This is a genomic window from Streptomyces sp. NPDC048643 (assembly GCF_040650615.1).
GTDB lineage: Bacteria > Actinomycetota > Actinomycetes > Streptomycetales > Streptomycetaceae > Streptomyces.
The window spans coordinates 70617-90047 of sequence record NZ_JBEZHO010000025.1 but is presented as its reverse complement, the minus strand read 5'-3'; the positions used below and the strand labels follow the sequence as shown (position 1 = coordinate 90047).

Annotated in this window: 15 protein-coding genes; 7 read left to right on the top strand and 8 right to left on the bottom strand. The window is 71.3% G+C overall.

The window, feature by feature from the left end; genetic code table 11:
* Positions 1-26 precede the first annotated feature (26 nt).
* Positions 27-1004, bottom strand: a complete 978-nt coding sequence (locus AB0C62_RS24160) for an LCP family protein (protein WP_362976321.1) — start codon at positions 1002-1004, stop codon at positions 27-29.
* A gap of 536 nt (positions 1005-1540) precedes the next feature.
* Here AB0C62_RS24160 and AB0C62_RS24155 point away from each other — a divergent pair.
* Positions 1541-2944 carry an exopolysaccharide biosynthesis polyprenyl glycosylphosphotransferase gene (locus AB0C62_RS24155; RefSeq protein WP_362976319.1) on the top strand — a complete coding sequence of 468 codons (1404 nt, stop codon included), beginning with the start codon at positions 1541-1543 and terminating at the stop codon, positions 2942-2944.
* Positions 2945-3015: 71 nt separating this feature from the next.
* Here AB0C62_RS24155 and AB0C62_RS24150 read toward each other — a convergent pair whose 3' ends face one another.
* A complete protein-coding gene (locus AB0C62_RS24150; RefSeq protein WP_362976317.1) occupies positions 3016-3960 on the bottom strand; it encodes a GDP-L-fucose synthase in 945 nt (314 codons plus the stop codon).
* Between the two features lie 152 nt (positions 3961-4112).
* On the opposite strand from AB0C62_RS24150, the gene gmd reads away from it, so the two are divergent.
* The 3 genes from gmd (at position 4113) to AB0C62_RS24135 (ending at position 8924) form a co-directional block, all read left to right on the top strand.
* Positions 4113-5126, top strand: a complete 1014-nt coding sequence (gene gmd, locus AB0C62_RS24145) for a GDP-mannose 4,6-dehydratase (protein ID WP_362976315.1) — start codon at positions 4113-4115, stop codon at positions 5124-5126.
* A gap of 256 nt (positions 5127-5382) precedes the next feature.
* Positions 5383-8106, top strand: a complete 2724-nt coding sequence (locus tag AB0C62_RS24140; protein ID WP_362976313.1) for a LamG-like jellyroll fold domain-containing protein — start codon at positions 5383-5385, stop codon at positions 8104-8106.
* 128 nt (positions 8107-8234) lie between these two features.
* On the top strand, positions 8235-8924 hold the full coding sequence (locus AB0C62_RS24135) for a hypothetical protein (RefSeq protein ID WP_362976311.1): 690 nt from the start codon (positions 8235-8237) through the stop codon (positions 8922-8924).
* A gap of 63 nt (positions 8925-8987) precedes the next feature.
* Here AB0C62_RS24135 and AB0C62_RS24130 read toward each other — a convergent pair whose 3' ends face one another.
* Positions 8988-10097 carry a glycosyltransferase gene (locus AB0C62_RS24130; protein WP_362976309.1) on the bottom strand — a complete coding sequence of 370 codons (1110 nt, stop codon included), beginning with the start codon at positions 10095-10097 and terminating at the stop codon, positions 8988-8990.
* Positions 10094-10633, bottom strand: a complete 540-nt coding sequence (locus tag AB0C62_RS24125) for a WcaF family extracellular polysaccharide biosynthesis acetyltransferase (protein WP_362976307.1) — start codon at positions 10631-10633, stop codon at positions 10094-10096. The genes AB0C62_RS24130 and AB0C62_RS24125 overlap by 4 nt, the downstream gene beginning before the upstream one ends.
* A gap of 123 nt (positions 10634-10756) precedes the next feature.
* Here AB0C62_RS24125 and AB0C62_RS24120 point away from each other — a divergent pair, with 123 nt between their 5' ends.
* Positions 10757-12259, top strand: coding sequence for an O-antigen polymerase (locus AB0C62_RS24120; RefSeq protein WP_362976305.1), 1503 nt, complete (start codon positions 10757-10759; stop codon positions 12257-12259).
* Between the two features lie 333 nt (positions 12260-12592).
* Here AB0C62_RS24120 and AB0C62_RS24115 read toward each other — a convergent pair whose 3' ends face one another.
* From AB0C62_RS24115 to AB0C62_RS24105, 3 genes are read right to left on the bottom strand one after another with little or no spacing between them, the layout of a single operon-like run.
* Positions 12593-13906: a hypothetical protein gene (locus tag AB0C62_RS24115; RefSeq protein WP_362976303.1), complete on the bottom strand. Its 1314-nt coding sequence runs from the start codon at positions 13904-13906 to the stop codon at positions 12593-12595.
* Complete coding sequence (locus AB0C62_RS24110; protein ID WP_362976301.1) at positions 13903-15588, bottom strand: lipopolysaccharide biosynthesis protein; 1686 nt, start codon at positions 15586-15588, stop codon at positions 13903-13905. Before AB0C62_RS24110 ends, AB0C62_RS24115 begins: the two co-directional genes overlap by 4 nt.
* Complete coding sequence (locus AB0C62_RS24105) at positions 15585-16790, bottom strand: glycosyltransferase (protein ID WP_362976377.1); 1206 nt, start codon at positions 16788-16790, stop codon at positions 15585-15587. Before AB0C62_RS24105 ends, AB0C62_RS24110 begins: the two co-directional genes overlap by 4 nt.
* Before the next feature lie 366 nt (positions 16791-17156).
* On the opposite strand from AB0C62_RS24105, the gene AB0C62_RS24100 reads away from it, so the two are divergent.
* Positions 17157-17636 (top strand): adenylyltransferase/cytidyltransferase family protein, encoded by a 480-nt coding sequence (locus AB0C62_RS24100; RefSeq protein WP_362976299.1) that lies wholly within the window; start codon positions 17157-17159, stop codon positions 17634-17636.
* On the opposite strand, the gene AB0C62_RS24095 is transcribed toward AB0C62_RS24100, so the two are convergent.
* On the bottom strand, positions 17596-18321 hold the full coding sequence (locus tag AB0C62_RS24095) for a CDP-alcohol phosphatidyltransferase family protein (RefSeq protein ID WP_362976297.1): 726 nt from the start codon (positions 18319-18321) through the stop codon (positions 17596-17598). The genes AB0C62_RS24100 and AB0C62_RS24095 overlap by 41 nt on opposite strands.
* 249 nt (positions 18322-18570) lie before the next feature.
* On the opposite strand from AB0C62_RS24095, the gene AB0C62_RS24090 reads away from it, so the two are divergent.
* Complete coding sequence (locus AB0C62_RS24090) at positions 18571-19431, top strand: class II fructose-bisphosphate aldolase (protein WP_362976295.1); 861 nt, start codon at positions 18571-18573, stop codon at positions 19429-19431.

The following is a 19431-nucleotide window of genomic DNA, read 5'->3' as shown; positions in this document are numbered from 1 at the left end:
CACCGTGCGTGATCATCGCCGTGCGGTCAGGACGTCGTGGCGCCGAGCCGGTCGACATCGTGGGACTGGAGGTAGACGTCGAGGGCGTCCTCGCGCATCGCCCGCCACAGGTCGGATCCGTTGGTCCGGTCGAGCAGGACCACGGACTGGCCGGAGATGGTGTCGGTCCCCTTGGCGGGGGCGTTCATGAAGACCATGTTCCCGGGGCGGACCTTCTTGTTGTCCCAGAGCAGGTCGCGCAGGTCGCCGTCGCCGAGCCGGTCGTCGACGCTCACGGCGGCGGTGAGGTCGTCCAGCACCTCGCCGGCCTTGACCGGGTTCTTGAAGGTGGACGGCTGCATGACCTTCGACAACAGCGTGCGCAGGAAGTACTGCTGACGGTGCGTGCGGTCGAAGTCGCCACGCGCGAGGTGGTGCCGCTCGCGCACATAGGTCAGGGCCTGCGTGCCGTTCATGTGGCGGCTCGCGCCGTCCACGACGAGGTTCACACCGCCCACGGAGTCCGTGAGCTTCTTGAATCCGTCCCAGTCGATGACCGCGAGGTGGTCGACGCGCACCTTGGTCAGCCGCTGGACGGTGTCGATGAGGAGCGGCGGTCCGCCCCACGAGAACGAGGCGTTGAGCTTCGCCTTGCCGTGTCCGGGGATGTCCACCCACGCGTCACGGGGCAGCGAGACGACGTACGCGCCGGAGTGGTCGGCCGGGAGGTGGACCAGCATCATCGTGTCGCTGCGCTGGGCTCCGTACTTCCACTCGGGGGCCTTGGCGTCGCGGCCGGTGGTCGGCAGGTCGGAGCGGCTGTCGACACCGACGAGCAGGAACGTCTGCCCGCCGTCGGAAGCGGCCGGCTGGGCCGCGGCGGGCACCTTCGGGAAGACCCCGGAGATGCGGTCGACCTTTCCGGTGTAGTGGTCGACGGCCCACCAGGCGACTCCGCCCATCAGCAGCAGAGCGACCGCGAACAGCACGAGCGCCCCGAGGAGCACCCGTCGCGTGCGACTCATGCGGCGCCGCGGACGCACCGGAGGGGCGTCGGCCCCCTTTGCCGGAGCGCCTTCCGCGCGACCGCCGTCGTCCACCGGGTCGGATACATCCGAACCCGTCCTGCCCAGCTCGTCGCCCCGGTCCGCCCCCGCGTCCCCGCCCGCCACATCGGCCTCGGCCGTGTTCCTGTCCCCCACCACGTACTCCCCACCTCACCCCGGTACGGCCCCTTCCGCACCGGGCGCACACTGTAGCCAGCACTTTCTATGATCGTACGGATTTTCGGAAGTCCGGCGTCGCGCAAGATCAACGGGTGGACCCGGGGCGCGATTTCGTACAGCTCGGCACTTCTCGGTGACGTTCACGTAAACACTCACATGCGTACACAAGTTTGCCGTACTGTTCACCATCGTGCCGCATGTTCGACGAATAGGTGTTCGCGACGTCCGGCGACTCGTGCAGCTGAATGTGCCTGGGGGGGTACATGTGGGATGTTCAGGCCACTGAATCCGACAGATCACGCAAAGCGCGCTCACGGGCGCGCTCTTCACTTTGGATGGGACGCAAGTCCCGTTGGTATCTTCCCGCGTCGCTGATCACCGATCTCGTCGGCGCGGGCGTACCGGTCACCGTCATGTTCTCCACCGCGCACCAGCCGTGGCCCGTGCCGAGCGGCATCGTCGCCGGACTCGCGTGGGCGGGCGTCCAGTTGTTCCGTTCGCGGTACGCGGCCCGGACCATCGGTGAGAGCCGGGGCACCCTGCCCGTACTCCACGACTGGTTCATCCTGCTGGGCGTGCTCGCGGTGGTGCACGCCTCGGCCGGGATCCGGCTACGGGCACCGCTGTGCCTGCTGGCGCTGCTGCCGGCCCTGCTGCTGACCCTGGTGTGCCGCAAGGCGGTTCACCGTCATCTCGCCGCGGTGCGCCGCAGCGCGCAGGCGGTGATCAAGGTCCTGGTGGTGGGTGAGGCCGCCGCGGCGGACGATGTCACCGCCCATCTCGCCTCACGCACGGACCATCCGTACGTGGCGGTGGGTGCCGTCCCGGTGGGCTCGGGCCCGTTCGCCTCAGGGGTCAGGACCGGGGAGCGGCTCGCCGCCATCGCACCCGATGCACCGGCGGAGGACGCCAACCTGGTGATCAGCGCGGTGCACCGGCTCGGCGCCGACCTGGTGCTGGTCGTACCCGGCGCCGCGACCTCCGGGGAGCGGCTGCGGCGGCTGTCCTGGGGGCTGCACGACGCCGGCATCGAACTGTTCGTCGCACCCGGCCTGGTGGAGGTCTCCGTCAAGCGCCTGGAGACCGGCTCGGCCGGCGGCATGTCCCTGCTGCGCGTCGCCCCTCCCGTACGGGAGGGCATGCAGCCGCTGCTCAAGGAGGTCCTGGACCGGAGCACCGCTCTGGTGGGGCTGCTCGCGCTCGCCCCGGTGCTGCTGCTGGTCGCGGTCTCGGTGAAGCTGTCCTCACGGGGTCCGGTCCTCTACCTGCACGAGCGCATCGGCCGGTCCGGCCGCCCCTTCGTGATGTGGAAGTTCCGCACCATGCGGGTCGGCTCCGACCGACTGAAGGCCGAACTGGCCGAGGAGAACGAGAACGACGGGCTGATGTTCAAGATGCGCCGGGACCCGCGGGTCACCCGGGTCGGCCACTGGCTGCGGCGCACCTCGCTGGACGAACTGCCCCAGCTCGTCAACGTCCTCAAGGGTGACATGTCCCTGGTGGGTCCGCGTCCGCCGCTCGCGGACGAGGTGGCGCACTACACCCCCGTCGAGTGGCGGCGGCTGAGCGTACGGCCGGGCATGACCGGGCTGTGGCAGATCAGCGGACGCTCGGACCTGTCCTGGGACGAAACGGTTCAGCTGGATCTCAGTTATGTCGACAACTGGTCCTTCACCAGCGACGTCGACGTCATGGCCCGCACGTTCCGCGCCGTCGTCGACGGTCGCGGGGCGTACTGAGAGGGCCGCCCGTGAGAGCACAGTTCCCCGGCGCGCGGCGCGCGCCGGGGTCCGTCGGCCGGTCGGGCCCGTCAGCCGTCGAGGCCGCCGCGCCAGTGGGCGTAGGTGGCGGCGATGCCGTCGCGCAGCGGGATCGCCGGCTTCCAGCCGAGGTCCGCGAGCCGGGAGATGTCGAGCAGCTTGCGCGGCGTGCCGTCGGGGCGGGTGGTGTCCCAGCCGATCCTGCCGGTGAAACCGGTCACCTCGGCGACCGTCGCGGCCAGTTCGCGGATGGTGAGGTCGTTGCCGCAGCCGACGTTCACCGGCTCGTCGCCGTCGTAGGAGCGCAGCAGCAGGGCGCAGGCGGCGGCGAGATCGTCCACGTGCAGGAACTCCCGGCGCGGGGAGCCGCTGCCCCACAGGGTGACCTCGTCACGCCCCTCGGCCGCGGCCTCGTGGAAGCGGCGGATCAGGGCGGGCAGGACGTGGGAGGTCTCCAGGTCGAAGTTGTCGCCGGGTCCGTAGAGATTGGTCGGCATGGCGCTGATGTAGGACGCGCCGTACTGACGCCGGTAGGACTGCACCTGGACGATGCCCGCGATCTTCGCGAGGGCGTAGGCCTCGTTGGTGGGTTCCAGCGGTCCGGTCAGCAGGGCGTCCTCGCTGATCGGCTGGGGGGCGTGCTTGGGGTAGATGCACGACGACCCCAGGAACAACAGGCGGCCCACACCGGCGGCGTGGGCACCGGCTATCACGCTGAGCTGGATCTGGAGGTTCTCCTCCAGGAACTGCACCGGCTGGGTGCTGTTGGCCATGATCCCGCCGACCTTCGCGGCGGCGAGCACCACGGCGTCGGGGCGCAGGTCGGCCAGTTCGGCCGCGGTGCGCGCGGCGTCGCGCAGGTCCAGTTCGGAGCGGGTACGGGTGAGCACCTCGTGCCCGTCGGCGGCGAGCCGGCGGGCCACGGCGGAGCCCACCAGGCCACGGTGGCCGGCGACGAAGACACGGGCGCGTTCGGGCAGGAGCGATGCGGTCATATGCCGGATCATGCCAGGCGCCGCGTGGCCGGATCGCCCGGATCGGCAACTCTGCCGAAATTTCCTGTAGTTCATGACATGCGACCCGCGCACCGCGGGCGCACGGACCGGACCGGCCCGCTGGGCGGGTCCGGCAGGGAGGGGAACACCGCATGACCAAGACCGCGCTGATCACCGGCGTGACCGGGCAGGACGGCTCGTACCTGGCGGAGCTTCTGCTGGCGAAGGGATACCGGGTCCACGGCCTGGTGAGGCGGTCGTCCAGCTTCAACACCGAGCGGATCGACCACATCTACCAGGGCCCCCAGGAGGCCGAGCGGCACTTCGTGCTGCACCACGCCGACCTCTCCGACGGGGTGGCGCTGGTGAACCTGCTGCGCGAGATACAGCCGGACGAGGTGTACAACCTCGGCGCCCAGTCCCATGTGCGGGTCTCGTTCGACGCGCCGCTCTACACCGGTGACGTGACGGGCCTCGGTGCGCTGCGACTGCTGGAGGCCATCCGGGCGAGCGGGGTGGAGACCCGTATCTACCAGGCCTCGTCCTCGGAGATGTTCGGCTCGACGCCGCCCCCGCAGAACGAGGACACCCCCTTCCACCCGCGCAGCCCGTACGGCGCCGCGAAGGTCTTCGGGTACTGGACCACGGTCAACTACCGCGAGGCGTACGGGATGTTCGCGGTCAACGGCATCCTGTTCAACCACGAGTCCCCGCGCCGCGGCGAGACCTTCGTGACCCGGAAGATCACCCGCGCCGTCGCCCGTATCAAGGCCGGCCTCCAGGACCGTCTCTACCTGGGCAACCTCGACGCGGTGCGCGACTGGGGGTACGCGCCCGAGTACGTCGAGGCGATGTGGCGGATGCTCCAGCACGACGAGCCGACGGACTACGTGGTCGCCACCGGAGTCTCGGCCACGGTGCGGCAGTTCGTGGAGACGGCGTTCGCCCACGCCGAGCTCGACTGGAACGAGCACGTGCGCTACGACCCCAAGTACGAGCGTCCCAGCGAGGTCGACGCGCTGATCGGTGACGCGTCCAAGGCCCAGGAACTGCTCGGCTGGAAGCCGACCGTCCTGGTCGACGAGCTGGCGCGGATCATGGTCGACGCCGATGTGCAGCAGGTGGAGAAGGAGCTCGCGGGCGCCGTCGTGCGCATCGACCGCTGACGCGGGCCACCCGCGGAGGAAGTCGGCCACCTGCGAAAAGGCGGCCGCGAGTGTCGGGTGGGCATCAGGAGAGTCACGGAAACGCCGTGAACACCTTGAAATTTCCTACCAGATGAGTCAAGTGCGTTCCATGACGTGTCATGTACTCGTATGGTTCGCGAGCAAACAGTTCACGCGGCCCGTGCGGATCAGGGGAAACACCGCCGGGCACGCCGAGGCAATGGGTCCGCGAGCGGGCCCGGAAGCCGGGGGGTTCATGCACAGATCCAGAGGGCTCAGCGCCGCCCTTGTCCTTTCCACAGCGGCAGGCCTGGGCCTGGTGGCCATGCCGCAACCGGCCGCAGCGCTCACCGCGCCGGTCGCCTTCACCGCCGACGACCTGCCGACCTGGCAGACCAACGGCATCGTGTGGGCGCTGGCGGAGGCCGGCGGCACCGTGTTCGCCGGGGGCACCTTCTCGCAGGTGCGTCCGCCCGAGGGGGGCAGCGGCACGGCGCAGAACGCGGTGAACTTCGTCGCGCTGAACGCGGCGACCGGCAACCCGACGTCCTGCAACCTGTCCTTCACGATCGGCAGCGGCAGCGCGACGGTCCGTGCGCTCGCCGTCTCGCCGGACAAGAAGACGCTGTACGCGGGCGGTTACTTCGGGGCGGTCAACGGCACGCCGGTCAGCAGCCTCGCCGCGATCGACATCGCCACCTGCACGCCCAAGGCGAACTTCCACCCGAGCGTCTCCGCCACCGTGCGGACGCTCGCGGTCACCAACGACACCGTGTACCTGGGCGGCGACTTCACCTCGGTCGGCGGCGCCGCGCACGACCGGTACGCGGCGGTCGACGCAACCAGCGGTGCCGTCAAGGCCTTCCAGGCGGACGTCGACGAGCCCGGCCGGGCCGTCGCGGTCACCCCGGACGGCAACAACGTGATCCTCGGCGGCGACTTCTTCACCGTCAACGGCGCGAACTCGCACGCCCTGGCGGTCGTCGACTCCGGCACGGGCGCGAACGTGCGTACCTACCCGGGGTTCATCGAGAACAACTCGGTGGTCAAGGCGCTCGACACGGACGCCACCGGCTTCTACACCGGCAACGAGGGCACCGGCGGCGGTGTCTTCGACGGCCGTATCGCGCTGGACCTGTCCACGTTGAACCAGCGCTGGCGCGACACCTGCCTGGGCGCCACCCAGGCCGTCAAGTCGTACCAGGCCGTCGTGTACAGCGCCTCGCACGCGCACGACTGCTCCAGCGTCGGGGAGTACCCCGACGGGCGCCGTCACCACCTGCTCGCGGAGCCGACCTCCGGCACCAACAAGCTGGGCTGGTTCCCGGACACCAACGACGGTCTCGGCGAGGGCATCGGCCCGCGCGCCATGGCGATATCCGAGACCTCAAACAACAAGTACATGTGGGTCGGCGGCGAGTTCACCACCGTCAACGGCTCGGCGGCCCAGGGCCTGACGCGCTTCGCGGCGACCCCGGACGTCGGCGCGCCGACGGTGCCGTCGGTCGGCGCGGAGTCGGTCAAGCCGACCGAGGCGCGCGTCCGCTGGCGTGCCAGCCTCGACACGGACGACACCAAGCTGACGTACAAGGTGTACCGCAACGGCGGTTCCACACCGGTGTACACGGTCGACGGCGACTCCGTGGAGTGGTCGCGCCCGCAGCTGTCGTTCACCGACACCAACGTCACGGCCGGCTCCACCTACAGCTACCGGGTGACCGCGACCGACGGAGCGGGCAACGCCTCCGCGCTGTCCGCCACGGCCACGGTGACGGTGCCGACCTCCGCCCAGAAGTACGCGGCGAAGGTGCTCGACGACGGCGCCAACCTGTACTGGCGCTATGACGAGTCGACCACTCCGTTCGTCGGCGACACCTCGCCCGGCGACCAGAGCGGCATCCACGTCAACGGTCCGTCCCTGCGGCAGACTCCGGCGGCCGTGACCGGTCCGTCCACCGCCATCGGGTTCAACGGCTCGGACCAGATCGTCTACAGCGACAAGCGCACCACGGTGCCGAGTCAGTACTCGATCGAGACCTGGTTCAAGACGACCACGACCAGTGGCGGCAAGCTCGTCGGGTTCGGCGACAACACCACGCGGGCCAGTGGTAACTACGACAAGCACGTCTACATGCGCAACGACGGCCGGCTGGTCTTCGGTGTGTGGACGGGCAGCGCCCGCACCATCACCTCGTCCAACGGCTACAACGACGGCTCCTGGCACCACGTCGTCGCCACCCAGGGTTCCTCCGGGATGGCGCTGTACGTGGACGGCAGCCAGGTCGGCACGCTCGCCGAGTCCAACAGCCAGGCCTACAGCGGCTACTGGCACGTCGGCGGCGACAACCTCAACGGGTGGCCGAACCAGCCGTCCAGCAACTACTTCTCCGGACAGATCGACGAGACCGCGATCTACCCGTCGGTGCTGAGCCCGACCCAGGTGCAGAGCCACTACACCTTGGCCTCGGCCCCGGCCGACAGCGTGCAGACCGTCCGCGCCACGGACGACACGTACGTCAACGCCGGTGCCGCGAGCACCAACTACGGCACCTCCACCTCGCTGGCGGTACGCGGCAGCGCGGCGTACGAGACGTACCTGCGCTTCGACCTGCCGGCGGCGCCGGCCGGGACCGTGCTCAAGAGCGCGCGCCTCGCGGTGAAGACGACCACGCTGAGCACCGCGGGCAGCACGGACGACTTCGCCGTACGGCCGGTGACCGGAAGCTGGACCGAGGCGGGGACCACCTTCACCTCCAAGCCGGCCCTGTCCTCGACCTCGGTCGGCACCCTCAGCGGGGCCACCGACCTGTCGACGGTCTACTCGGCGACGCTCGACACCTCGGCGCTCTCCCCCTCTCTGGGGAGCAGCTACGGCCTGGCGCTCACGAGCACCGGGACGGACGCGCTGTGGGTGTGGTCCAGTGAGGCGTCGGCGGCGGAGAACACCCCGCAGCTGGTGCTGACCTTCGGGGCGCCGTAACCCTCACGGCGTCCCCGTGGGCGGGGTGCCGGGCCGTGTGCCCGGGACCCCGCCCACCCCACCTGGGCCCGCACCTTCGTGTGCGGGCCCGCCTTCATACCCGGCCCGAGCGGGCCGCAGGAGCCACCATGCACACTCGTACTCTCCGGTCCCTCCGGCGCGGTGCCGCCGCCGGCGCCCTCGTCGCCCTCCTCGCGCTCTCCGGCTGCAGCTCGGACGGAGGTTCCGACGCGGCGGCGAACCCGACGCGGAGCATCTCCGACGACCAGGCGGCCGGCGTCCCGGACGATCAGGCGAGCCCGGCTCCCGAGGAGTCGTCGAGCCCGTCCAAGGGGCCGGTCCTGCCCGATGCGAAGCTCACCCCGGTGACGGGTTCCTTCACCGCCAAGGAGAAGAAGTACCTGCACGGCCGGGTGCCGAAGAACATGGACCCGGCCGCCGTGCTCCAGGTGGGCCAGGAGACCTGCCAGCGCGTCGAGCGCACCGCCGCCCACGACAAGGACGCCGCCATCGGCGCGCTCATCGCCGGGGACCTGCCGTCCGCCGACGACGCGATCGGCCAGCTGTGCCCGAAGCAGAAGCCGCTGCTGGACCAGGCCGCGACCGGCTTCGCCGACGGCACCCGCAAGAAGCCTGCGCCGGGCACCTACCGCGCGCTGACCAGTGCGAAGGGCTGCACCTGGAAGGCTCTGGGCGCGGGCGACAAGGTGCTGGCCTCGGGCCCGGGCCCGGACGCTCCGAAGAAGATCACGGCGAAGGTCCCGGCCGGCACCGCCACGTTCGTCTCCTCGGGCTGCTACGCCTGGCTCCCCGCGTAGCGGGGGATGCCGTTCGGACCGGCGCGCCCGCGCACCGGTCCGAACGAGGGGGCGACGTCGCCGCTAGGCCCGCTCGTACACGTCGAGAAGCGTGCCGAGGACCGCGTCCATGGCGAACGTCTCGGCGGTGAGCTTGCGGGCCGCCGCCGACGCGGTGCGCCGGGCGTCCGGGTCCAGCAGGTCGAGCACCGCCGGGGCGATGCCGTCGGGTCCCGTCACCACGCGGCCGGCCCCGGCCCGGTCCACCTCGCGGGCCAGGCCGTTGGAGTCGGTCACCACCACCGGTGTGCCCACGGCCATCGACTCCAGGACCGACATCGGGAACGGCTCGTCCACCGACGGCAGGACGTACACGTGCGCCCTGCGCAGCTCCTCGGTCATACGGGCCCCGTCGAGGGCTCCCGGGCAGCTCACCCGCGCCGCGAGTCCGAGCTCGTCGATCCGCCGTCGCACGGCGGCGAGTTCGCCCTCGTCGGGTCCCGCCACGACGAACGTCGCCTCGGGGTGCCGGGCCAGGATCGCGGGCGCCGCCTCCACCAGGTCGACGGGGCGCTTACGGGCCTGGAGCCGGGCCGCGTACAGGATGCGCGGCGGTCCTTCCGGTGCCGGGCCCTCGGGCTGCGCGGGCACGCCGTTCACCAGGCGGACGGCGCCGGCGAGCCCGGTCCCGCCCACCACGGCCTCCAGGTCCCGCAGTTCACGGGTGGTGAGGTGCAGGACGGCGGTGGCACCGCGCAGCACCCGCCGCACCGCGACCGCGTCGAGAACGCGGGCCGAGCGCCGCTCGCTCGGGTCGACCATGCCGTGCGTCTGGAGGACCAGCGGCTTCCCCGCGCGCAGCGCGGCGAGCGCCACCGGCAGGGTCACCAGGTCGCGCGCGAGATGGACGTGGACGACATCCGCCTGCCGTACGAGACGGTGGGCGCCGGCGAGGAGGGACGGCGAGGTCAGGCCACTGAACCCGAGGGGCAGGATCCTGCGCGCCTGGTGAAGGCGGGCGGGCACGCCCTCCACCTCCTCGGGCAGGGGCCGTTCGAAGCCGTCGGCGAGGGCGGTGAGCCGGGCGTCGTGCCCGCGTTCGCGCAGTCCCTTGCAGAGGTTGAGGGCGACCCGGACCGGACCGCCGAAGGCATGGGTGGGGCTGTGCAGGGTGACCGCGTGCAGGACTCTCACGCCGGCTCCTCGACGGGTCGGCGCCGGTTGTCGGCGGTGTGCAGGGTCAGCTCGGGCAGGTCGGTGTGCAGGACCGCTCCCGCACCGACGACCGCGCAGCGGCCGACCTTCACCCCGGCGAGGACGGTGGCACGGGCCGCGACCCAGGCGCCGTCGTCGACGGTGATCGGCGCGTTGCGGTACCGGAAGTCGGCGGCGCGGTGGTCGTGGCTGCCCGTGCACAGCAGGGCCTCCTGCGACACGCACACATGGGCGCCGAGGGTGACCGGCTCCAGGTTGAGGATCCACGCCCCCTCGCCGATCCAGGTGTGGTCGCCGACCGTCAGCTTCCACGGCCACAGCACGCGCACCCGGTGCCGGACGAGCACCCCGGTGCCGATCCGGGCGCCGAAGGCCCGCAGCAGGGCCGTCCTGACCCGGGCCGGGGTGAACCACGCCATGAAGACCGTGTTCATCACCGCGAACCAGAGCGCCTGGACGAGTATCCCGCGCCCCTTGTCGTATCCGGCCAGTGTGAAGGCCGGGAGATCACGCATCGAACCATTCCCCCCAACAGCGTCTCCCCGGACGCTACTTCGCCACACTCTAGTAGCTGACCGTTCACCGCAGGCCAGGGCTCGTTAGACTGCGCCGGGGATCTCTTTCGGGGCGGGGGCGCCATGACGCAGCAGATGGACCGGGGCACGACCAGCACGCCCGGGCCACCGGAGCGGGGCTGGCAGGCGGCGGTGCCGCCCTTCCGGCCACGGACGCTCCTCTCCCGCGCGCTGTCGGTCCCGCTCGTCCTCGGCTTCTCGGTGTTCCTGCCGCTGCTCGTCCTGGTCCAGCCCGGCACCGGTCTGCACGACTCGGCGCTGTGGCTCCAGCTGGCGCTCACCATGTACGCCGGCATCCGGCTCTCCACGATGATCCTCTCCAACCGGCGCAAACTGCTCGCCGGTTCGTTCTGGCTGTTCGTCTACATGGCGATGGGCGTCGCGCCGCTCGCGCAGGCCGTGCTGGGCCGCACACCGACCCCAGTGGTGGGCGCGCGCACCGATCTGACGGAGGCGGTCGCGCTCGTCCTGATCGGCTGTGTCGCCTTCGACATCGGCACCCTGCTGGCACGCCAGCGGCCCGAGCGGAAGCGCGAGGACAAGCTGCGTCCGGCGCTCGTCCACCGGCGCCGGCTGTACCTGCTAACCGTGATCGCCTTCTTCGGCTCGGCGCTCCTCGTGGTCAAGCTGGGCGGCCCCGCGGTGTTCTTCACCAGCCGCCAGGAGATCATCAGCAGCGTCCAGGAGGCCGGGCTCTCCCAGGCGGACTCGCAGGCCGGACAGGCCATCGTGCGGGGCTTCGGCACCGTGCCCGCCCTCATCGCCTGGCTCGCTTACACACGCTGGCTGGTGACCTCGCGGCGGGCGCGACGCTCCGTGGTGATCATCGCGGTCTGGGGGGCGCTGGCCGCCCTGAACGCGGTGGTCAACAACCCGATCTCCAACCCGCGCTTCTGGTTCCTCACCGTTCTCTTCTCGCTGCTGTTCACGGTCTTCCCGGTGAGCGCGGCCTTCTACCGGATCGCGCTCAGCCTGGGTGTCATCGTGGCGCTGGTCGTCTTCCCGTTCGCGGACCGCTTCCGCTACGACGACGCCAACTACCGCCCGGTGCAGACCACGTCGCCCCTGGAGCCACTGGCCCTCAAGGACTACGACCAGGTCGGCATGTTCGCCAACACCATCACGTACGTCCGGTCGGGCAGTGGCCACACCTTCGGCCGTCAGATGGCCGGCTCGGTGCTGTTCGCGGTCCCGCGCTCGATCTGGCCCGACAAGCCGATGGACACCGGGGTCATGGTCGGCCAGTGGATGGGGGCGACCAACACGAACCTCTCGTCGCCGGTGTGGGCCGAGCTGTGGATCGACTTCGGCCCGGTCGGAATGGTCGCGGGATTCGTGGCGCTGGGCTACGCGGCGGCGCGGGTCGACCGGCGCTATGCCCGCCGCGCGGTGCGCAGCGCCCGGCCGGGCAGCCTGATCGCCCTGGCCGTCCCGCTGGTCGCCGGCTACTCCTTCATCCTGCTGCGGGGCCCCCTGCTCCAGGCGTCGGGCCGGGTGGCCATCGCCGCGTTCTGCATCGCCCTGATCACCACGTTCCGCCAGGACCGGGCGACAGGACTGCGCTGACCCCGGCATCCCGACCGGGCCGCGCCCAGCCGGGAACCCCCGCCCGGCGGACGGCGGGTCACCTCAGGCCGTACCACCGGCTCCGGCCGCACCCGCCCAGCGGCCGGGAACAGGCCGGCCACCGCACCTCGTACCGACGACCCATGCGTGACACGCCCCACTTGGCGTCGACCGCCGTGCAGGAGCCCAGGCCGACCGGGCGCGTCGCGGGGCGGGCGGCGGGTGGCAGTGAGACTCATCGCCCTCCAGGGGCGGTACGGCGCTTCGTCGGTCCTTCGGCCGAGGACGGCCGGAGCCCCCTCCGGCCACTCCCCCGGGGACCTGCCGTGGCCCTCAGTTCGCCGGGACCGCCGGTATCGCCGTGGCCGGGGCCGGTTCCTCCACCCGCAGGCGAGCGACGCGGGTCCAGGCCGCGACCGCCTTGAGCGCGGAGCCCGCGGCCAGACCCCAGGCCGCTCCGAGCGCCGAGCCGGTCAGCACGTATCCGGCGAGCATGAAGACGACCGAGAGCAGCGAGAACACCACCTGGACCGACAGGGTGGCGCGCGGGCTGAGCACGCGCAGGGTCACCAGGGCACAGGTGCCGAGGCCCATCACCGCGTACTGTGCGCCCGAGGCGGGCAGCAGCGCGGCGGCCGACTGCCAGGTGGCGCCCAGCAGTTGGCGCCCCACGTGGTCGGGAAGGGCGTACAGCACGAGCCCCCACGCGAGGCCGACGACACTGAGGACGAGACCGAGCAGCGCGGCGGCGCGGGTGGTGGCCCGGCGCCCGCCCAGCCGGTTCAGCAGGGGCGGTCCGAAGGCGTTCACCGAGTTGAACAGGACGTTGAGCGGCCCGAAGAGCGTGGTGGCGCCGCGCAGGGCGCCGACCGCCAGCGGGGCGGCGAAGAGGCCGAGGCCCAGCACCGCGAGCTGGCTGGAGGCGTTGCCCACCGCGAACTCCACGACGAAGCGCTGTCCGAGGTGGCCCCGGCGCACATAGGGCCGCAGGTCCGTCCGCGCTCCGCGCACATGGGGCCACAGCAGACGCAGGCCGAGCAACAGCGCCGGGACGGCCGACACACCCCACACCGCCACGAGCAGGCCGGGTGCGGCGTGCCGGGGCTGGAGCAGCAGCGCGGGGACCACGCACACCAGGCGCAGGGTGTCGGCGGCCAGGGCCAGCCCGGGGCGCCGCAGGGTGGAGAACGCGTACCGCAGTCCGTCCTGCACCAGGACGAGTGGCAGGACGAGCCCGAGGGCGAGGAAGGCTCCGCCCGGGCCGGCCCAGCCGCCGGTGACGGCGCCGGTGACCGCGCCGACGGCGGCGAGCAGGACACCGACGACGGTGGAGGCGAGGGAGGTGAACGCGATCGCGGACCGGCACGCGGCACCGGTGGTGGCGGTGTCGCCCCGGGTGAGGACGACGGCCTGTCCGACGTACGCCATGTTGAGGCCGAGCAGCACCGTGAAGGTGAGGTACACCATCGAGAAGGTGGCGAAGCCGTGCGTGGTGGAGACGCGGGCGGCGATCACCAGCACGGCGATGTTGGTGAGGCTGGACGCCGCCTGGTCGAGCACCGAGGCGAGGGCGGCCGCCGACCGCCGCGGGGTACGCGGCGGGCCGGACGGCTTCTCGGACGGCGGCTGTTCCTCCGGGGCGGTCACCGGTCGCCCGAGCGGACGGTGCGCAGCGCGACCGTCTCGCTGCCGTCGAACTGCCTCTCGGGTTCCGTGGTGTTGGCGGGTTCGGGGGTGCTGGCCGGCTGGTTCCTGGGCGACCGGCGTCCGCTGCCGCGGCGCGCGACGGGCGTCCGGACCCGCTTGGAGTCGGTGTGCGTGACCGCTCCGAGGACGGTGCCGCCCGCTCCGACGATCAGCTCGCGGATGCGCATCAGGTCAGCGCGGTGCACGGTCCGCGGGTCGCAGACGATGAGCACGCCGTCGACACGGTCGACGAGGGCGAGGGCGTCGGCGTACGCGAGGACGGGCGGGGCCACGACCACGACGGTGGCGTCCGGGTCGTCGGCCTCGGCGATCAGCCGGGTGGTGCGGGCGGAGGTCAGCGCGCGCGGTACGTTGCGCACGCGTTCGCCGGGGACGAGCCCGAAGGCGCCCGACTCGCCCGCGTCGACGAGGAGTTGGCCGCGGGTGGGCCACTCGCCCTCGACGTGCTCGCCGGTTCGGCTCCAGCGGGGCAGGGAGGCGGCGGACACGTCGAGCCGCTCGGAGAGCGACGGGGTGCGCAGGTCGGCCTCGACCAGCAGGACGTTCTTGCCGGTCTCGGCGAACGAGGCGGCGAGGTTGACCGCGACGGCGACGCTCGACTCCATGGAGCCGCGCGGGGCGACGACGAGCAGCCGGCGCCGGTCGGCGAACCGCTCGTCGTAGGCGAGGCGGAAGGCGATCGAGCGGTACTCCTCGGCGGCCCGGGAGTCGGTGTGGCCGACCACCAGGGTGCCCGCCGAGCCGCGGGGCAGCGCGCCGAGGACGGGACCGCGGACGGCGCGGGCGACGTCACCCGCCGAACGCGGCGCGGGGTCGAAGACCAGCCGCACCCACGCGCCGAGCAGGCCGAGGCCGACACCGACCAGACCACCGAGCCCGAGCGACAGCGGCAGACCGGGTCCGTCGGACGAGGAGGGGACCGTGGCGTTGCGGATCACGTTGCCGGGCGTCATGTCGAGCGCCTTCAGGCTGGTGATCTTGGAGCGGAGGTCGGTGATGCGGTTGAGCAGGTTGGCCTGCACCGCGTAGGCGGAGTCCGCGGCGGATCCGTCGGGGAGCTGCTTGATCTGCCGGGAGAGCTCGTCGTTCTGCTTGGCGACCGGGTTGAGCTGGTCCTGCAGACTCTTGAGCATCGAGTCGCGGACGGACTCCCACTGGTCCTTGCGCATGTCGATGTACGACGCGGTGAGGGCGTTGGCGCGGCGCGCCGCCTCCTTCGGGTCGGACGCGTTGTACGTGAAGTGCAGCACGAGGGTCTGCGGCGGGTTGGTGACCTGGAGCCCGTGCTGGAGCTGGTCCACGTCGTCCGCGCTCATCTTGAGCTGCTTCGCGGCGCCCTGCGCGACGGAGCGGCTGAGGGCCGTCTGCCGCTCGGATCCCATGTTCAGCGCCTTGTCGCTGGAGAGCGTAGGCGCGAAGGGGTCGCTGGTGGGGGCGCGGAGCACGATGTCGGTGGTGGCGGCGTAGCTGTCGGCGCCGGTGACGCCGAGCCAGGCTCCGGACAGCAGTCCGATGCCGACACCGCCGCCTATCAGCCACCGGTACCGCAGCAGTTGGCGGAACTGCTCACGCAACTGCTCCGGCTCATCCTCTCCCCGGACGGGAACGTGTGTCTCGTTCACCTTCCAAGTCCCCCCATTGCCTCGTCGATCAGCGCGTCGATGCGCGCGAGACCCGCCTCCCGTGACAGATGGGCCGCTACATGGCGCGGACCCGCCGCGCCCAACTCGTCCGCCATCTTCGGATCTTCGGCGAGTCTACGCACCGCTGACAAGAACTGATCAGGATTCTCCGGTTCCACAAGCATTCCGGCACCGGATCGCAGCACTTCGCGGGCCGTACCGCCCTCGGCGGCGACCGAGGCGACGACCGGGCGGCCGGTCGCGAAGTAGGAGGTGAGCTTGGACGGGACGCTCATGTCGAGGACCGAGGCCCGCTGGGTGACGGCGAGGACGTCGGCGGCGGCCAGCACGTCGGGGAAGTCGGCGTCGTCCACCGAGGGCAGGAACTCCAGGTTGGGCAGCCCCTCGGCCAGTGCGGCGAGGTGCTCGCGCTGGTTGCCGTCGCCCATCAGGACGATCCGGGTGTCCGGGTCGCGGCGGGCGGCGTCCACCAGTACCTCGAGCCCCTGCTTGAGCCCCATGTTCCCGGAGTGCAGGACCACGGTCTGCTCCGGCCGCCAGCCGAGCCGTTCACGGGTACGCTCGCGCGGCGCCGAAGGGGCCTGTATGTGCGACCAGTTGGGCACCAGGCGTATGCGGCCCGGATCCACCCCCATGGCCCGGACCCGCTCGACGAACGTCTCGTGGATGACGCCGACCAGGGTGGCGCGCCGCAGCACCCACGACTCCGCGCGCTCGGCCAGTTCGGCGGCGCGGCCACCGCCCTGGATGCCGGACTGGGCGGCGGCGGCCCCCATGAGGTCCTGCACGACCGGGACGAACGGTGCCCGGTTCCGGGCGGCGACGCGGGCGCCGAGCACGCCTCCGGCGAGGCTGGGCAGTTGGGCGAGCACGGCGTCGAGACGGCCGGTGCGGGGTGGCGCGACCATGCCGTGGGCGAGTATCGAGCTCTCGAACAACGCCCTGCGCAGGGCGCTCTGGCGCGGCGGGACGCTGTGCCGCCTGCGGTGCACGGTGACACCGGCCCGCTGCTCGGTGGCCCGCCACACCTTGCGGTAGGCGGGGTCGAGGCTCCAGGACGGGTAGTGCGGCAGCCCGGCGAGGACATGGGTCTCGTGGCCGCGGCTCGCCCAGTGCTCGGCGATGCCGGTGGCGTACGGGCCGATGCCCGTGTGCTCGGGCGCGTAGTTGGTGGACACCAGGAGCAACCGACGTCCGGAAGGCCCGACTTCGCCCTCCTTGTCGGTGCGTCCGCCGATGTCCGGCTCATTGGTGCGCTGCACCGGAACGGACCCCGCCGGACCGGCGACCCCCGTACCGCTCCGGTCACGACGCTCGTCGTGGGTATGTGTCACGCGACGAAACCTTCCCCCCGGCCGCCACTGCGGCCTCCCCTGTGTGTCTGCGTCCCACGGGACCCCCCGGTCCCCGCGCCGGTCGAAAGTGACCCAGGACGCACCCTAATTGTTCACCCTCCCTGCACCATGCATGAACGCTATCGTCAAAGTCCGCGCATCCCCCGGAAAGGGGTGCGCTCTGGGGGCCAAAAACGAACAAGGGGGGCACTTGTGCCATCGAGCAAGCCGTACCGCGTGGGCTACGCACCGGGCGCCTACGATCTTTTCCACATAGGGCACTTGAACATCCTGCGTCACGCACGTGCCCAGTGCGACTACCTGGTGGCCGGCGTCGTCTCGGACGAGATGGCCGAGCACGCCAAGGGCAGGCTTCCGATGATCCCGCTGGTGGAGCGGCTGGAGATCGTCCGCAGCATCAAGCACGTCGACGCGGCGTTCGTGGAGACCGTGCCGGACAAGCTGGAGACGTGGAAGCAGGTCCGCTTCGACGTCATCTTCAAGGGCGACGACTGGCGGGACACCCCGAAGGGCGAGCGGCTGGAGAAGGACTTCGCCGCCGTAGGAGTGGACGTCGTCTACTTCCCGTACACCGTGCACACGTCGAGCACCCAGCTGCGGCGCGCCATCGACGCCCTGGACGGGACGCGGTTCAACGACGAACTGCGGACAGCTCCCGGAACCACTTGGTGAGGAAGGCCGCCAGGAAGAGCACGGCGGCGACGGCGAGGAGGGTGTAGGCCCACCGGAAGGCGCTGCCGCCGCCGAGCAGCAGGAACACCAGGCAGAACACCCCGTGGTCGACCGGGAGCAGGGCCACCGCGCGCACCGTGGAGGGCTCGGGGGCCCGGTCGCCCGGGGCGGCCTTGGGCTTCAGCTTCTCGGTGAGCAGCCCGCCGAAGAACGTGACGACGGCGGCGAGCTGGAAGCCGAGCGGCACGAGCAGCCAGGCGTCGGCCCCGGTCCCGAAGTGACCGGGGTTCCGGTAGAAGGCGATCAGCACGGCGGTGTGCAGTGCGGTGATCTTGGCGCAGTCGACCACGTGGTCGAGCCATTCACCGGCCGCGCTGCCGCCGCCGCGCAGCCGGGCGAGCTGGCCGTCGGCCGAGTCGAAGGCGAAGCCCACGGCCAGCCCGAGCCACACCAGGAGTCCCGCGGCCCAGGTGGGCGCGGCGAGCGCGGCCGTCGCGACCGCGGCGAAACTGAACGCCGCGCTGATCAGCGTGACGTGGTTGGGCGTCAGCCCGACCCGGTAGGCCCCGGCGGCGAGATACCGGCCCACCGGCCGGTTCACGAAGCGGGAATACAGCGATACACCCTTGGCGCTCTTCTGCGCGGACTTCAGCCGTATCAGCGCGGACGTCGTCGTACTGCTCATGGATCCCCCCGGACCTCATCACTCACGGCCTCCCCGGCCGCTCCCCTGATCCACATCATCACAGCAGTCGACGGGCGATGGCGAACGATCGAAAAACTGACCGGAAACGAAACGCGTCGGAAAACTGACGGAAGGTGACGGAAGCCCCACCCCTTTCCCGCCCTTCCCCGGAGCTTCCCTGACAAAAGTGGCGGGGCGCCGTCGGCGGGCGTGGAATGGAAGGGGTGGGGCCGCAAACGTGGAGGCGTCGTGGGTGTTGCACCGCTGACCGAGATCCTCTCCGGGCCGTTCGCCGAGCGCTACGCCGTGCCGGCCATCAACGTGTTCAACGACCTGACGATGGAGGCCGTGCTGGCCGCGGCGGTGGAGAAGCGGTCGCCCCTGATCGTGCAGACCTCCGTCAAGACGGTGAAGTCGATCGGCAGCGACGTTCTGTATGCGATGTGGACCGCCATGACCGCCGGGATCGAGGTGCCGGTCGCCCTTCACCTCGATCACTGTCCGGAGCGGGAGGTCATCACGGAGTGTCTGCGGCAGGGCTGGAACTCGGTGCTCTTCGACGCCTCGAAGCTGCCGGTCGAGGAGAACATGCGGCAGACGGTGGAGGTGGTCGCGGAGGCCCGTTCGTACGGGGCGGCCGTCGAGGGTGAGATCGAGTCGATCACCGGCGTGGAGGACGGCGTCGGCAGCGACACCGCGGCGGAACAGCAGACGCTGGAGGTCGCCCTGGAGTTCCTGCGGACCACCGGGGTCGACGTCTTCGCACCGGCGATCGGGAACGCCCACGGGTCGTACAAGCAGGCTCCCGTGCTCGACGCCCAACGGGTCTCCGACATCGTGGCGGCGTACCCGGTGCCGATCGCGCTGCACGGTGGGAGCGGGCTGTCGGACGAGCAGTTCCACGACCTGATCTCCCGGGGCTGCGCGAAGGTCAACATCTCCACCGCCCTCAAGGAGAAGTTCATGAAGTCGAGCCTGGCCTTCCTGGAGACGGCGGCCGAGCGCCAGAAGTGGGACCCGCCGTCGCTGCTCAGGTCCGTGCGCCAGGACGTCGTCGACATGACCGGTTCGCTGATGACCCTGTTCGGCAGCGCCGGCCGGGCGGGATGA